The sequence below is a fragment of the Vibrio sp. 10N.261.51.A4 genome, assembly GCF_041471945.1.
In the GTDB taxonomy this organism is placed as follows: Bacteria; Pseudomonadota; Gammaproteobacteria; order Enterobacterales; family Vibrionaceae; genus Vibrio; species Vibrio crassostreae_C.
Genome location: NZ_JBFRPJ010000006.1, coordinates 19,323 through 32,986 on the forward strand (window position 1 = coordinate 19,323; position 13,664 = coordinate 32,986).

Annotated in this window: 12 protein-coding genes; 2 read left to right on the top strand and 10 right to left on the bottom strand. The window is 41.0% G+C overall.

The genetic code is table 11. The features are described from left to right. Window positions 1-156 precede the first annotated feature (156 nt). The 5 genes from AB4384_RS02010 to AB4384_RS02030 form a co-directional block, all read right to left on the bottom strand. Window positions 157-495, bottom strand: a complete 339-nt coding sequence (locus AB4384_RS02010) for an Arm DNA-binding domain-containing protein (protein ID WP_137001232.1) — start codon at window positions 493-495, stop codon at window positions 157-159. A 443-nt stretch (window positions 496-938) separates the two neighbouring features. Next, window positions 939-1,889: a hypothetical protein gene (locus AB4384_RS02015; protein ID WP_372128781.1), complete on the bottom strand. Its 951-nt coding sequence runs from the start codon at window positions 1,887-1,889 to the stop codon at window positions 939-941. A gap of 302 nt (window positions 1,890-2,191) precedes the next feature. Next, window positions 2,192-3,025: a hypothetical protein gene (locus tag AB4384_RS02020; protein WP_372128782.1), complete on the bottom strand. Its 834-nt coding sequence runs from the start codon at window positions 3,023-3,025 to the stop codon at window positions 2,192-2,194. A gap of 159 nt (window positions 3,026-3,184) precedes the next feature. Beyond that, window positions 3,185-3,571, bottom strand: coding sequence for a hypothetical protein (locus AB4384_RS02025; protein WP_136982748.1), 387 nt, complete (start codon window positions 3,569-3,571; stop codon window positions 3,185-3,187). A 77-nt stretch (window positions 3,572-3,648) separates the two neighbouring features. Next, on the bottom strand, window positions 3,649-4,011 hold the full coding sequence (locus tag AB4384_RS02030; RefSeq protein ID WP_372128784.1) for a hypothetical protein: 363 nt from the start codon (window positions 4,009-4,011) through the stop codon (window positions 3,649-3,651). A gap of 240 nt (window positions 4,012-4,251) precedes the next feature. On the opposite strand from AB4384_RS02030, the gene AB4384_RS02035 reads away from it, so the two are divergent. Then, on the top strand, window positions 4,252-4,608 hold the full coding sequence (locus AB4384_RS02035) for a hypothetical protein (protein ID WP_372128785.1): 357 nt from the start codon (window positions 4,252-4,254) through the stop codon (window positions 4,606-4,608). 60 nt (window positions 4,609-4,668) lie between these two features. Here the strand turns inward: AB4384_RS02035 and AB4384_RS02040 are convergent, their stop codons facing one another. The 3 genes from AB4384_RS02040 to AB4384_RS02050 are packed head-to-tail and all read right to left on the bottom strand — an operon-like array spanning window position 4,669 to window position 10,457. Then, entirely contained in the window at window positions 4,669-7,623 is a 2,955-nt protein-coding gene (locus AB4384_RS02040; RefSeq protein WP_372128787.1) for a type I restriction endonuclease subunit R, read from the bottom strand. Between the two features lie 8 nt (window positions 7,624-7,631). After that, a complete protein-coding gene (locus AB4384_RS02045; RefSeq protein WP_372128788.1) occupies window positions 7,632-8,912 on the bottom strand; it encodes a restriction endonuclease subunit S in 1,281 nt (426 codons plus the stop codon). Window positions 8,913-8,918: 6 nt separating this feature from the next. Then, window positions 8,919-10,457 carry a type I restriction-modification system subunit M gene (locus AB4384_RS02050; RefSeq protein WP_372128789.1) on the bottom strand — a complete coding sequence of 513 codons (1,539 nt, stop codon included), beginning with the start codon at window positions 10,455-10,457 and terminating at the stop codon, window positions 8,919-8,921. Between the two features lie 382 nt (window positions 10,458-10,839). Here AB4384_RS02050 and AB4384_RS02055 point away from each other — a divergent pair, with 382 nt between their 5' ends. Beyond that, a complete protein-coding gene (locus AB4384_RS02055; RefSeq protein WP_372128790.1) occupies window positions 10,840-12,126 on the top strand; it encodes a hypothetical protein in 1,287 nt (428 codons plus the stop codon). A gap of 50 nt (window positions 12,127-12,176) precedes the next feature. Here AB4384_RS02055 and AB4384_RS02060 read toward each other — a convergent pair whose 3' ends face one another. Further along, complete coding sequence (locus AB4384_RS02060) at window positions 12,177-12,398, bottom strand: hypothetical protein (RefSeq protein WP_372128791.1); 222 nt, start codon at window positions 12,396-12,398, stop codon at window positions 12,177-12,179. A gap of 78 nt (window positions 12,399-12,476) precedes the next feature. Next, window positions 12,477-13,628 (bottom strand): site-specific integrase, encoded by a 1,152-nt coding sequence (locus AB4384_RS02065; RefSeq protein ID WP_372128793.1) that lies wholly within the window; start codon window positions 13,626-13,628, stop codon window positions 12,477-12,479. Window positions 13,629-13,664 lie beyond the last annotated feature (36 nt).

Consider the following 13,664-nt stretch of genomic DNA (forward strand, 5'->3'; position numbering starts at 1 on the left):
TGGTGTTATGTTCTTGTTTTTGCGTGGCATGATGGTTTTTATTTTTAACTTGTTATTGCCTGGTTTTATTTAGAGGTAAAAAGTCCTAGCTCAGGTGCTTTTTAAGCAGTGCGGTAAGTTTCATAGAGCGACTCTGGATATATAAAAAACTATACCTTATGAGACTGTATCTAAGGTTGTCTCAAAAGTTTTCGCTTCTTCCTTTTTTCTTTCTTGGAGTTTGTGAGCTTTGGGATCTATACGTTGTGCTACAAGCTCTCTGAGTTCCTGTACTAGAATCCTTTCGGTTGCGAGCGTCGTAGTTGGATAGGTTCCTAAGGAAATACTAGCGCGCTTTCTTGAAGCTGGATTGGTATAAACGTACCGCCATGATTTAGTTCCATTTGGCAATACTCTGATCTGTAACCCATTCCCATCAGAAAGAACTTGCTCTTTGTCTGTTGCTCGAGTGTTTTTAACTTTAGCGTCAGTTAGAGGCGGAACTCGCCTTGGCATTTAGTTTCCCTTAGTACCCAATTTAAGTGGTGATTTGAGTATAAGGTAAATAGTTGGGTACTAAAAACGTGGGATAGTATGAAGCATCATGAGGCAGAATAGGTGGTGTTTTATAAGTAAGTACATGTAATTAAATACAAAAAAGGCCACCCGAAGGTGGCCTTTTCCAAACGTTTGGTGGAGCTGGCGGGAGTCGCCTTCAACTGCCTTAAAAAACAGTGACTTCAATAGGTTAGGGTGTTTGTGGTTTTTGAGATTAACCCTTTAGTACCTCATCTTAGTACCATATAAGGCCAGTATCAAGATGGAAGTCTATTATCCTAAATTAAGGACGCCAGTTCAGCTCCCTCATCAGAGTTGAACTGGTGGCGAAAATCATTAAGTAGGTATCTCTGGAGGTAAAAATAAAGGGCTGATTATCAGCCCTTTTGTATAGATTTGTTTTATTTTTTAATTTTATTATATTCAGTTTCAAGCTGATCAGCAGAAGTGCCTATAGGGATATTGTACAGGGCATGCAATACAGCTTCTGCTCGCTCGTCCCACATCCCGTCAATGCCAAATCCCGGGAAATGTTGAGAGTCACCGTTTCCTATTTCATCTCCGAATTGAGTAAACCCAAGAGCGTGTGCAAATTCATGAACAATTAGGTTCGTTGGTGCTATGCACTTATAGCTTTCATCAGGAAGATGAATCCAGCTAAACCCAGAGTCAGTGAGGTATTCATTTTGAGCATTAATTACGTGTTTCCCTGAATTACCATGTCGGGTAGCTGTCCAGTTACCACAGTTGTATCCTTCGCCTTTATCTGTGCCGTAAGTTCCAGTAGAAACAATGATGCCGCCATTTATATTCGCATTGTAAGCATCTGCATAGACCAGATATGCGTCGTAATTAGAATCATCATGTTCTTCTTCAATCACCACTCTTTGTACTGTGCTATCAGAACTGGTTCCACGGTTGAACATAGTGCGTCCGACAATCGATTCGATCATATCAAGAGCTTCAAGCAACTCTTGAGGTGGTTGCTTATTGTTGTTATCTGGATCATTGAAATAAACGTTTATCAGCTCACCATCGTTATCGCCAGCGACATAGCGAGAAAGCGCTCCTAGAGTCGGTAGATTGTCTTGCTCTTCCGCACATAGGCTATGGGATAGATATGGGTTGATAGTGCAATGATAATAATCGCCATCATTTGACAGATCCAGATAGTCATGAGGGAAAGAATCTTGATCATTGATATTTGAAAAGTTATTTTCGCTTAAAGCAGTTAGAGTTTTGACAACGGTGTCGTGATTGACAGGAGGAGTGCCACCATCGTTTTTATCATCAGAGCTGTTACATCCAATTAAGGTACTAGCAATGATGCTGGCGAGTAGAATTTTTTTCATTAAATGTTATTTCTTTCCAATTGAATTAATATGCTAATTTATCAATTAAGTGATTGTTACTTAATGTGTTAGTAATATAACCTTACAAAGTTAGTAGTTTTTTGGAACTTAGAGCATTGGTAGGGCATAAGAACATGCTTTATGGGGAGGTTCATTATCACTAAAAGCGATGACGCCAGTTCAGCTCCCTGTTTGGGAGTTGAACTGGCGTCTTTGGCTTAGTGTTTAGTGCAGTCGTCTTTTTTGCTGCCTTTCAGCTTCAGAATATCGGTGCCATTTTCCGTTGTAATAAGGCATAAGTTCTATTTTATTATTTGTTTTATTTTACTTAATTGCTCTTGTTGCTGCTTCGATAATGAGTGAGAGGCGAGGGATTCATAGGTTTTTATGAGTCGGTTTTCTTGGCGTCGTTGTTGCCTGTCGTTATGCTCTTCCTTGGCTTTGAGCCATTTATCAAATTGACTTTGCATTTTCGCGATAAGTTTTTCTATCTCTAAAGCTTGATTGGCTTTCTCATACTGATATTGCCAAGTCGAGAGCCTCCTGCCTTTTTTAGCTTCAATTGGTTCATAACTTCGATGATCTACCCCGACATGTTTTAAAACAGCAGAATTGAAAGCTTGCTTGATTAATTTAGTGGCTCTCTTCTGCTGAAGCTCCTTCAGAACTCGCTTGCCAACGACCTTCCCAATAATTAAGTGGACGTGATCACCGCTGCCGCGTTTTCCGTCTTGCTTTTGTTGGTGTAATACAGCTCGGATTTGCTGGCGATATTGTGCGAACTCTAATTTGTTGAGCTTGCAAAGCCTTGCGAGAGCTAAACAGCAATCTTTGACAATAGATTGCCATTGCTCATAACTAGGTCTGTAGCCTTTTGGCAACGTAAGGCAATATTCCATAGCGTAGCTTGATAACGGACGACCTCCATGGCGGTTATTTAACTGTTGATTAAGCCTGAATTGTTCGCCTGCAAGAGCAATGCGCTTGGAGTTATTGGCACAGCCGAAGAGTGATACGAGGTCCTCGGTGCACCAGTGGTTGGCGTGTTTGGTGTTTAACAGGTAACGTTCGCGCATCATGACGCCATCAGTAGCGAGGCGGACGGGTTGGGTTATTACAGTCCAGTTTTTTAGCATATTGGATGTTTATTTAAATTTTAGGCTTTTGCCTTAACTTGTACAAACTACTGGACTGTAAGCATACATATTCAGTAGTGGTTCCAGATAGGACAACGGCTTCGCTTTTCGTTGTCCACTGGCAAGAAGGGAGACCCTTCTTAACTACCCTTTTTAAAGCTAGCGGTGTTTTTCAAGGTAGTTGTCATCATTAGGAAAAAATGAATCTAACAGAAGATCATTGGCTAGCATTTCTATTTCTTCAAAATGGGACACTTTAGCAATACAAACCTGTGGTTGTTGAGTCTCTTTATCTCTTATATTTTCCAGAATTTTCCAACTGCCGCCATATACTTCAATTACAGTTAAGTCATACTCCTTACACAGCCCATTTAGCAGGTCAGCAAAAGCATCAGCAGCAACTTGAAGAAACATTTCAAGTTGCTCTATTGTCTGGATAAATTTTACATCATAAGAGTATGATGCTTGGTAGCCTTCTTCACAGACTTCAATTAGAAAATAAGGAGGAAAAACCGTAGTGTTTATGTAGTGTTCTAATGGGGTCATGTTTTCTATTTCAATTAGCAGGTATTTGACAATAAGGGATCGATATGGGTTATCGCCCATTTATATAAAAGTAAGTCTTATTGGGAACTCTGGATTTGCTCTCTTAGTTCTTCAGTAAGGCGGTGAATATCACCAAAGTGCGAAACAGTACCAATGCAAATTTGACATACTTGACCGCTAATATCGGTTAAATTTTGCATTATATCCCAAGAGTCATTGGTGCTAGGGTGAGCACTAAGACCGTGTTTTTCTAATAAATCATTGAGCATATTATCAAAAGAAGTTTTTGCCTCATCAACGATCTTATCTAGTTGATCTTTGGTGCTAAAGGTTTCAGCTACATCGTAATACCACGCTTCGTACTCGCCATTGTCGTTCTCTTCAACGTCCATATAAATCGGTATGTTTACGCATGCCAGTATCACTTCTAACTTATTCATCGTAGATATCTCATTTGGTTTTGATTGTTTTACTATGCCACGTATTGTTGAATAAAATAATCTCAAAAATTACTTGCAAGTAAATTTTAGTTGCAAAATCAACGTTTTAACGTTGCTTGGGAGGGCTGTTTTCTATTTAATTCAATAGCTTAAATTTTTAAAAAAATGTTCTTTTTATTGAGTTCTGCACGTCGATTTGAGGGTCTAACGAAAGTTCATTACCCTTAAAGAAAACCTATTATGAAAGAAACCCCCGTTACATCCGCTACAAGGCTTGCTCAAAAACAAGAAGAAAAGCTTCAAGAGTGCCGAGAAACCACAATAGAAAAGCTAGTGATTCGTCTGTGTATTGAAGCTGAATATCTGACTAAACAAGATGTTAAAGAAAGATCTCGTCGATATCAGTGGGTGCTTAAAATTACGGAATACTGCGTAGATGCAACATCGTTAGAAGATGTAGTTGAGGGCGAACCTGTCGTGCCTCTGACCTATTCAAACTGCAATAGATTTATGACTGAAAAGCAAAGGAAGGCGAAAGCGATTGTTACTATTGTTGCCAAGGAAATCGTTCGAGGGCTTCCGCCGTATCAAGGTTGATGATTTGAATTTGTTTAAATGCTGGGGCAGGGTTGCCCCAGTTTTTGAGAGGGAAGGGGGTTAATGAAACCCTTGAATGAACGTCTCGGCGAAGGCTTTAAGCCTTTCGGTGATCCTTGGCAAAATGGTTCTTCGGGTTCTAAAGGTCATCTTTTCAGTAGTTAGCTGAGCGATGTCATCTGACTTCAAGCTCTCCACATTCAAACCATTTTCGATATTCGTGACCATTTCCCCAAACTTATCGGAGTCGAGCTTCTCTTCTTCGGCTATCTGGCTAATTTCCTTTTGTTTCTGCTCTTCGATGTACTCATCGAATTGTTCACCCTGTACTAAGCCCTGTAAGCTCTTTTCGATAAACCCTTCAATCAGGTGGCGCTTACTGTGAAGTGTTGGCTCAGAAGCAAGGAGGTTTGCGATAACCTGACGTTTCTTATCTTTGGCGTCATCACATGACTCTTCTAGCATGGTTTGTAGAAGGTGACGTATGTAGCCTACATTCACGTTGTCGCGTTGAAGCAGCTCTAATTCAAAGTCGATGTCAGCGAGGATTGATTCTTTATCCGTCGGGTTGCCTTTCAACTCTCTGGCTAAATCACCGTACTTCGAGGCGTAATCAACAAACTCTTGTTCTGAAATACCTAGTGCTTCTATGTCGAAATCACTGAAAGTTTCAAGCTGGTTTTTCAGGCGCATTAAAATACGGAACTGTTTAATGAATCCTGCTTGCATGTCTTCATCTGGAAGATTATCAACACTTTGAACATCTGGAGCTATCGCTTTTAACGCTTCAAGCGCTTTGGCAAAGTCTTCGGTTAACCCTTCAAGATCGGGTACTTCGATGTACTCTGTCGGTTGTTTGTTAGAAAACAGTGCAAACGCTTCATCTGCTTGTGGCTTCAGGTTGCGGTAGCACATCACGTTTCCATGAGATTTCACCGTGCCGTTCAATCTATTTGTACGAGAGAAGGCTTGAACCAATCCATGATATTTGAGGTTCTTATCCACGTAGATGGTGTTTAGGCTCGGCGCATCGAACCCCGTAAGGAACATATTCACTACAAGTAGGATGTCTACTTCACCATTTTTAGTGCGGTTAGAGAGATCTTTGTAGTAGTTGTAGAAGCTATCGGTATCTTGAGTCGAATAGCTGGTGCCAAATTGCTCGTTGTAGTCACCGATATACGAATCTAGCTTGTCTCGGCTGTGTACCTTAGCGTTCGCTTCCGCTAAGCCCTTAACATTGACTTCACCCTCAAACTCTTCAGCTTCGTTGACGCCATAGCTAAAGATAGTGGCGATATTGAGCTTGTGCTTACCTTCCGCCTTAAGAGCCTTAAAGGTGTCGTAGTAGGTGATTAAATCAGGGACACTCGCCACACACAGCATTGCATTGAACTTGTGCTTGGTCTTGAACTTATGAATGCCAATGATGTGCTCACAGACTTGTTTGATACGCTTAGGGGAACTGAAGAACTCCGCAATATCAATGCTCGACACATCCGCATCTAAACCTGTTTGTTTGTGCTTTAGCTTGCCGTAGTATTCAATCGCAAACGGCAGTACGTTGTCATCTCGAATCGCATCGACAATCACATAGCTGTGTAGGCGATCACCAAATAGATCTTTGGTGGTTCTCTTCTGTACTCCCTTACCTTCTACTTTCTTAGCAGTAGCGTTATCGGCAAAGATAGGTGTACCCGTAAAGCCGAAAAGCTGAGCTTTCTCAAAGAAATCAACGATGTTTTTGTGGGTTTCACCAAACTGGCTGCGGTGACACTCGTCGAAAATAAAGACCACGCGCTCTTGGCGTAAGTGTTCGACTTGTCCTTTGAAACGAGGCTTGGTGATCAGGTTATTGAGCTTTTGAATCGTGGTAATAGTCAGCTTGTTGATGCGATTCACATTACTGCTGTAGATTGGTGAATATTCAGCAACTCGTGCCTGTTCTTCAGCAAGTGGTAACAGCGCTTCACCATCATTAGCGCTACTCCCTGACGCATTAGCACTTTGCTTAGGTACAGGTCGAGAGCCGAGGAACTGGTTTAATAAACTCTTGGTGTCACCCGTACTGTCGACACTGCCTTTTAGGAAGGCATCAAACTCTTTGGCGGTTTGATAGTCGAGGTCTTTACGGTCAACGACAAACACCACTCTATCGACGTTATCTAATCTCGATAATATTTGTGCAGTCTTGAAGCTGGTTAAGGTTTTACCACTGCCAGTGGTATGCCAAATATAGCCATGCTTATCACTGGTCTTAACCTGCTCGACTATCGCCTCTACTGCGTAAAATTGGTAAGGGCGCAGCACCATTAAGAACTTGCCTGTCTCATTCTGGACGATATAGCGGCTGAGCATTTTAGTCAGATGTTCTTTATTTAAGAAAGCATCCGCAAATTGGTGCAGCACATTAATCTTATTGTTGTCGACATCCGTCCAGTGGAAGGTCTGTTTGAATGACAACTCACGGTTGTTTGAGAAGTATTTCGTATTCACGCCATTAGATATCACAAACAACTGTATGTAGTTAAACAGCCCACCTTCTGCGCCAAAGGTGTGCTTGTCGTAGCGTCTGATTTGGTTGAATGCTTCCGCCATTTCAATGCCACGGCGTTTAAGCTCTATCTGCACTAACGGCAAGCCATTCACTAAGATAGTCACATCGTAGCGATTCTCATATTTACCGTGCATGGTAACTTGGTTAGTCACTTGGAAGATATTCTTTGAGGCGTCGGTATTCAACAAAGTGAGGTAGCTGATGGTGCCATCGTCATGCACCACATCGACCTTACCTTTGAGGCGTTTGGATTTGTCGAAGATGTTGCCTTTTTCGAGGCTAATGAGCACATTCTCAAATTCACGCTCGGTTAGCGTTAGGTTGTTCGCACGCTCAAGCTGAGCCTTTAGGTTGGCTTTAAGCGCGGCGGCGTTCTCTATTTTGACGGGTTCAAAGCTCGCTGCGGTAAGCTGAGTGATTAAGTCATTTTCAAGTTTAGCTTCTGATTGTGTGCTCATTTCGTCCCTTACACGAACATTTGTTGTAACAAGCCTTTTTTCCACTCTTTGGCTTTGTTAAGTTCAGAGTTGGCTAGATCTATCTTCTGGTCGATAGCTGATAGGAAGTGGACTATCTTAATTTGCTCATCCGAGCTAGGGACTATGATTTTTAATTTAAGTAAGTCTCTAGTGTAGATAGCTGCAACACTTGTTGTGCCTGTGGCAAAGCGTCTTAATCCACTGATTCCATTAAAAGAATTTAAGCAATAGTTCATAAAGCGATTATTCTCAAACTCAAGTCTAAGTAAGTTAGAGTTGTAATAAGCTTCAGGTAATTCATTATTCCAAATTGCTACTTTCCCAACTAAATCTAAAGTATTTCGAGTGTTGAAGAATAGATCGCCCTCTTTGATTCGATCTTCATGGTCAATAGCTTCACCTGATTTGATATATTCGACTTTCTTTAAGCTAATCGAACCTCGACCCAAATTCCCCATTTTTATAAGTGGGTGCTGAGTCGTATCTTCTGAGTTTTGATAATTTCCTCCGAGCTTATGACTCAAGAGTACCTCACCTAACTTCCTCTCTTCCCAATCAGGAAACTCGCTGCCATCATCGGCTTTGAATCGTAGCGTGGGTGGCATAAAGATAAGTTGCCCGTCTTGCTCATGCCACTTGCCATTAAACAACTGTTGCATCACTCCAAGTTTGTATTCGGTGAGCTTGTCTTTCTTCTCTGACAACAACCCAATCTTCTCATCGACCTTTGATAAGAAAGAGGCGATTTTTTGTTGTTCAGATAATTCGGGTAAGTTGGCTTTTAAAGTCTTTAGATCAGTGTTGTATACATTACTAATACTTGCCCCTCTAGCAAGCTTTGAAATTCGCTTTCTCAATTTTTCATTTATGTAATACGACACATAAACATGAGAATATTCAATGTCACCTTTTGGTCTCAAGACATTGATGGTTCGACCTATTGCTACATCTTTAAGCATTAGAGCTGAGGCAGATCCAATATCAAGAGGGTCTTCTCCTGCTGATGGCAAAAGAATCTCATTACCGTAACTAAACGTAAGCTCTGAGTGATCTAGATTTGTGCGGTTAATAGTCTCTGTAATCACTTCACCATACATGTGGTAAAGCTCTCCATATCTTACACAAGGAGTATTAAACTCTGGTGAAGCTTCCTTTTGCTTAATGTTTTTTCCTGAGGAAAATACGAAAATATCGTCAAACTTATACTGAGTGTATTGAGGGGCTTTACTAAACTCAGCAAGGCGTAGTCTTGGTGTTAAATTCATCATGACTCCCTAAAACGGCGCTTTGATATTAAGCTGAGAGCAGAAATCAGCGATATCTGCATCCACAGAGTGCATCTTAGTTTCAAGCTCGGTTAGCTCTGTTGCTACCGCATCAAGGTTTACAGCCTCTTCCTCTTCAAAGGTATCCACATAGCGAGGGATGTTGAGGTTGTAGTCGTTCTCTGCTATCTCAGACAGCTCCGCGACATGCGAATATTTATCGACTGATTCTCGCTTGCTGTAGGCTTCTACGATACGAGTGACGTCTTCTTCACGAAGGTGGTTTTGCGCTTTGCCTTTTTCGAAGTGGTTAGATGCATCAATGAATAAGACGTTATCAGCGTGTTGGCGAGTCTTCTTGAAGACAAGGATACAAGTCGGAATACCCGTACCGAAAAAGATACCCGCAGGTAAGCCGATCACTGCATCAAGGTAGTTTTTGTTCTCGATAAGGTGCTTACGAATATGACCTTCCGCCGCACCACGAAACAGAATGCCATGCGGCACAACAACCGCTAGTGTGCCTGTCTCGTTTAACTGGTGCACCATGTGCAGTACAAAGGCAAAGTCTGCCTTCGTTTTAGGGGCAAGTTTACCGTAATCAGCAAAACGCTCATCGTTTAGGTGCAGATCGCTTGCGCTCCAGTTAGCAGAGAACGGAGGGTTGGCAACCACAGCATCGAAACGTTTGTCGGTATGCATTGGGTGCTCTAGGGTGTCGTCGTTCTTAATATCGAACTTATCGTAACGCACACCGTGCATCAGCATGTTCATACGTGCAAGGTTAAAGGTGCTTGGGTTTTGTTCTTGTCCACAAAACTCTAGGTTGGTGCTACTCACTTCTTTTGCTACACGTAATAGCAATGAACCTGAACCACACGTTGGATCATAAACAGATTTCACATCACCGTTTAGGCTCACTAACTTCGCAAGGATTTTAGACACTTGTTGTGGGGTATAGAACTCACCTGCTTTTTTACCTGCACCTGAAGCAAATTGCCCAATCAGGTATTCATAGGCATCACCCAGTAGGTCTATCTCGGTGTTGTCGATTTGGAAATCGATGTTCTCTAGGTGAATCAGCACTTGGCAAATAAGTTTGTTACGTGCGTCTGGGTTCTTACCTAGCTTGCTTGAGTTAAGGTCGAGTTCTTCAAACAACCCGTTGAAGTCGTCCGCAGAATCAGCAGAGGTGGTGGATTGCTCAATGTCATTAAGGATACGGCTTAGCTCATCAAGGATAAACTCAGATTTCTCGCCACGCTTAGCCAGGCTTGAGAATAGCTGCTTAGGGGCAATGAAATAGCCAAGGTTCTCGACACACTCATCATGCAATTCTTTAATCAACTCATTATCAGATTCTACGAACTTGATACCATCTTCAGTAAGTAGTTCATCACAGTAGCGGTTCAGCTTATCTGATAGGTACTTGTAGAAGATAAGCCCTAGAATGTAGTCACGGAAATCGTCGGCTGACATATTGCCGCGCAAAGTGTTAGCGATGTTCCAGAGCTGTTTTTGTAATTCTTGTTGGTGTTCACGAACCATGATGTGCCTATGGGTTAGGTTATGACGTTAGTTGCTGTCATCTTACCCAAAATCTAGGTTTTTGTCTTTGAAACACCTTGTAAGTTAGGTGGTATCTACATAATCTTTCAGACTATTCTTTCAATTTAGTGCAAGCAACTCGGGGGGAATGTGCCAACATTGCCTTATATAATAATAAATCTTTCTAAATATTAAATAATTTTACGTGGCATTGTGGTTAGGCTGGAATGGTTTAATAATCAATGCATTATAAGTCAATGGTTGTTTTTTATGTGATAGTATTGCGACATTTCGAAATTTACACATGAGAAAATTACGACATTGTGAGTGAGAGTATTACGACATTGTGTTATTATTAAAGAAAACTATAACACCTTAAATTATGTCAAATACTCCAACGATTGAGCACTTAGCCTCATTGAAAGAAAAGCCATGGTACGTTGTCAATAACTCTTTTTCTCAGGCGACGTTCACACATCTATCCCCCCCAAATATCAATATATTGTCATACAAGTCTTTGCTGTGTGCTATTTGTGGATGGCAGCAACTTTTCCATGTTAATCAGTTTAATTCCGATCTTTGGAACGAGCATGACCGAGCAACCAATGACGAGATTCCTGATTTAGTTGCATCTGCATTTTCTAAAGAAGAAGAAAGGAAAGTTACGCTTTCGTTTGAAGATATGAGTCAGTTTTGCACAGTTAGTCGCAAAGGCTCAAAGAGAAGAAAAACTTACAATAAAGATAAGTATGCAGATGCTTTACGACAAGCTGAGCAAATTCATATATCAACCGAGAAGGAAGTTACAATCTCAGATTGGACTAAGTTTAGGGAAAAGGTTCATGTTGAGCAGAAGATTGGTCAAAATGTAGGTGATGCAACAAGGCATCTTTCTATTTTTAGCCAGCCTGAAGAGTATGACCTAGCTTTTTTACCTATTGGTGCCTTTATTGGTCACCCTATCGAAAAGGTTGAGATCGACGATTCTAAACCGCTAGTCACTATTACATTTAACGTAAAGTTTTTGCCCCTCCTGTTTGCTACATCTAGTTATAACACAATGTTTCTCGACCGATTAAGTAGCTTTAAATCACTGGCTGGCTTACGACTCTATGATCTACTTTATAGCCGACTTGGCATGCAGCATGAACTCGTTGATCGAGGTCGTGTGAACTTTTCAGTCCCTCGCTGGCGTAGTTTTTTTGGTATCAATAGCAGCATTGATATCGTCTTTACTGAAGTGAAAAAAAACTCCGGATCTTCTGAAAATCCTTGGTACTTTAAATTGTCTGAACTGGAAAAATACGCTAAAAGTTTGAACTGGTACAGTCTTGCTAATAAAAAAGGCTATAGCAGTTTGACCAAAGAGGAAGCTCTTATCTTTGATGATTCACAAGACTTATTGCTAAAAGCGTATCGTTGTCACCGTGAGAGAGATAAAAAGAAAGAGCAGTTAGACGAGGCTGGTGTAATTGTGCGCGTACATGGTGACAAATACGTTGATATAAATACGTTTCGCCGAGATGTATTTAATAAGGCGATTAAGGAGGTAGATAATTACGCTAAATGGAGGGGGGATAGAACCTTTGAAGTGGTTGACTTTGATAAGAAAAAGAAGAAAGGGTCAAAGATCACAACATCAATTAATATAGTTTACGAACGTTGCTAGCAAGCTTTGGCAGATGTTTTTGACATCTGCCAAACAATTAAAATTTGATATCAAGATACTCGGTGTGGGAAATCCTTGAAGCCGTTTTCCATTATGTATTCCTTGCTGTTGCAATTAATTACCCAACGCAACCCTGCTTCACTCCAGTCACCGTTAGACTGTAGGTACTCGACGGAGAGGATGAACGATAGGTAGTTACCGAAAATATCGGCATAAGTTCGTTCAAGGGGGTATTTGGTGCGAATGGTTCGGTCGGTGTTATAAACGTACATGTAATGTTTTCCTTTATTCAGGTAACAGTGATCCCTCCGCATTTTGGGGATAGGATCAAAGAGGATTTAAATTAAGAGTTAAGCTGCCGCTTTCTTTTGCATGTAAGGCAGTACAGAAGCCGTATGTGATGTATCAATCATGTTTACAACCGAAGCTAGTATGGCAGGGCTGTACTGGTAGCTATAGGTGTCGAATGATTCAGATTCATGTGAGTGACCGACGATACACTCAATGATTTCTTTAGAAACTTCTTTTTGCTTCAACTCGTTGATAAAAGTATGGCGGAATGAGTGGGCATCAAAGCCTTTGCCTAATCCTAGTTTTTTCCGACGGCGAGCAAACCATTTAGAAGCGTTGTTCGAGTAATAACCTTTAACTAAAGTTAACTCGGGGAATAGGCGGCCACTTTTCTTCGATTCAACGAAAGACAAGAAACCTTTCTTTTTTAGCTCATCATGGATAGGCACAACTCGGATTGATGATTCAGTTTTTACTCGTTGACCATCAAACACTTGTTGTACTAAGAAGCAATCAATACCATCAACTTTTTTGATATCGGTGACATCAAATTGGCAGACTTCGTTGAGCCTTAATGCACTATAGCGCTGGATCAAAGGGACCCAATAATAGTACGGGTGGAGGTATTTATGCTCCGAATAATCTGGCATAGAAAAAATGTTAGTGAGCTGCTCGCCATCGAAAGGGAAACGTTTTTTGCCCTCATGAACTTTACCAATAGGTAGTTTATAGAAGACATTGTCATCAACATAACCATGACGTTTAGCCCATTTCAAGAATGAAGAGAACTTCTGGATATAGCCTTTCTTAGTGGACTGTGAAATACATGGATAAGGTTCTGGCAATGAATAGTTTTTAGCAACTAATTCGAACCCGAATAGACCTTTTAGCTCTGCGTATTTTTCTGAGTTCGCAGGAAGATACGTTAATGCTTTACCAACGGCTTCTGAACCTGCGTAGTCAAGATCTTTTAAATCAGTAAAATCCAAAAAACCAAGTGTCTTAGTGATGCGTTGGTGATCTTCTTGAATGTTCTTTAGGTTTGCACTTGCTAGCTGAGTTCGAGATTTTGTATAAGCATCTAGCAGCTCATAAGAAGTCATTGCCTTAGCGTTTTTCTTGCTTTTCTGTATAGGGAGATCAAGCTCAAGAGCCACGATATTAGGGTTATAGTTAAGATGTATGCTATTTGTGACAGTGGATAGATTCATTGGAATCTCCTATTTCTTCCGTTGGTTTCCATTTAA

What these genes read in the sequence shown, in the direction of transcription:
- AB4384_RS02010 (WP_137001232.1), bottom strand. Translation starts at nt 495, where the DNA reads ATGCCAAGGCGAGTTCCGCCTCTAACTGACGCTAAAGTTAAAAACACT.
- AB4384_RS02015 (WP_372128781.1), bottom strand. Translation starts at nt 1,889, where the DNA reads ATGAAAAAAATTCTACTCGCCAGCATCATTGCTAGTACCTTAATTGGA.
- AB4384_RS02020 (WP_372128782.1), bottom strand. Translation starts at nt 3,025, where the DNA reads ATGCTAAAAAACTGGACTGTAATAACCCAACCCGTCCGCCTCGCTACT.
- AB4384_RS02025 (WP_136982748.1), bottom strand. Translation starts at nt 3,571, where the DNA reads ATGACCCCATTAGAACACTACATAAACACTACGGTTTTTCCTCCTTAT.
- AB4384_RS02030 (WP_372128784.1), bottom strand. Translation starts at nt 4,011, where the DNA reads ATGAATAAGTTAGAAGTGATACTGGCATGCGTAAACATACCGATTTAT.
- AB4384_RS02035 (WP_372128785.1), top strand. Translation starts at nt 4,252, where the DNA reads ATGAAAGAAACCCCCGTTACATCCGCTACAAGGCTTGCTCAAAAACAA.
- AB4384_RS02040 (WP_372128787.1), bottom strand. Translation starts at nt 7,623, where the DNA reads ATGAGCACACAATCAGAAGCTAAACTTGAAAATGACTTAATCACTCAG.
- AB4384_RS02045 (WP_372128788.1), bottom strand. Translation starts at nt 8,912, where the DNA reads ATGATGAATTTAACACCAAGACTACGCCTTGCTGAGTTTAGTAAAGCC.
- AB4384_RS02050 (WP_372128789.1), bottom strand. Translation starts at nt 10,457, where the DNA reads ATGGTTCGTGAACACCAACAAGAATTACAAAAACAGCTCTGGAACATC.
- AB4384_RS02055 (WP_372128790.1), top strand. Translation starts at nt 10,840, where the DNA reads ATGTCAAATACTCCAACGATTGAGCACTTAGCCTCATTGAAAGAAAAG.
- AB4384_RS02060 (WP_372128791.1), bottom strand. Translation starts at nt 12,398, where the DNA reads ATGTACGTTTATAACACCGACCGAACCATTCGCACCAAATACCCCCTT.
- AB4384_RS02065 (WP_372128793.1), bottom strand. Translation starts at nt 13,628, where the DNA reads ATGAATCTATCCACTGTCACAAATAGCATACATCTTAACTATAACCCT.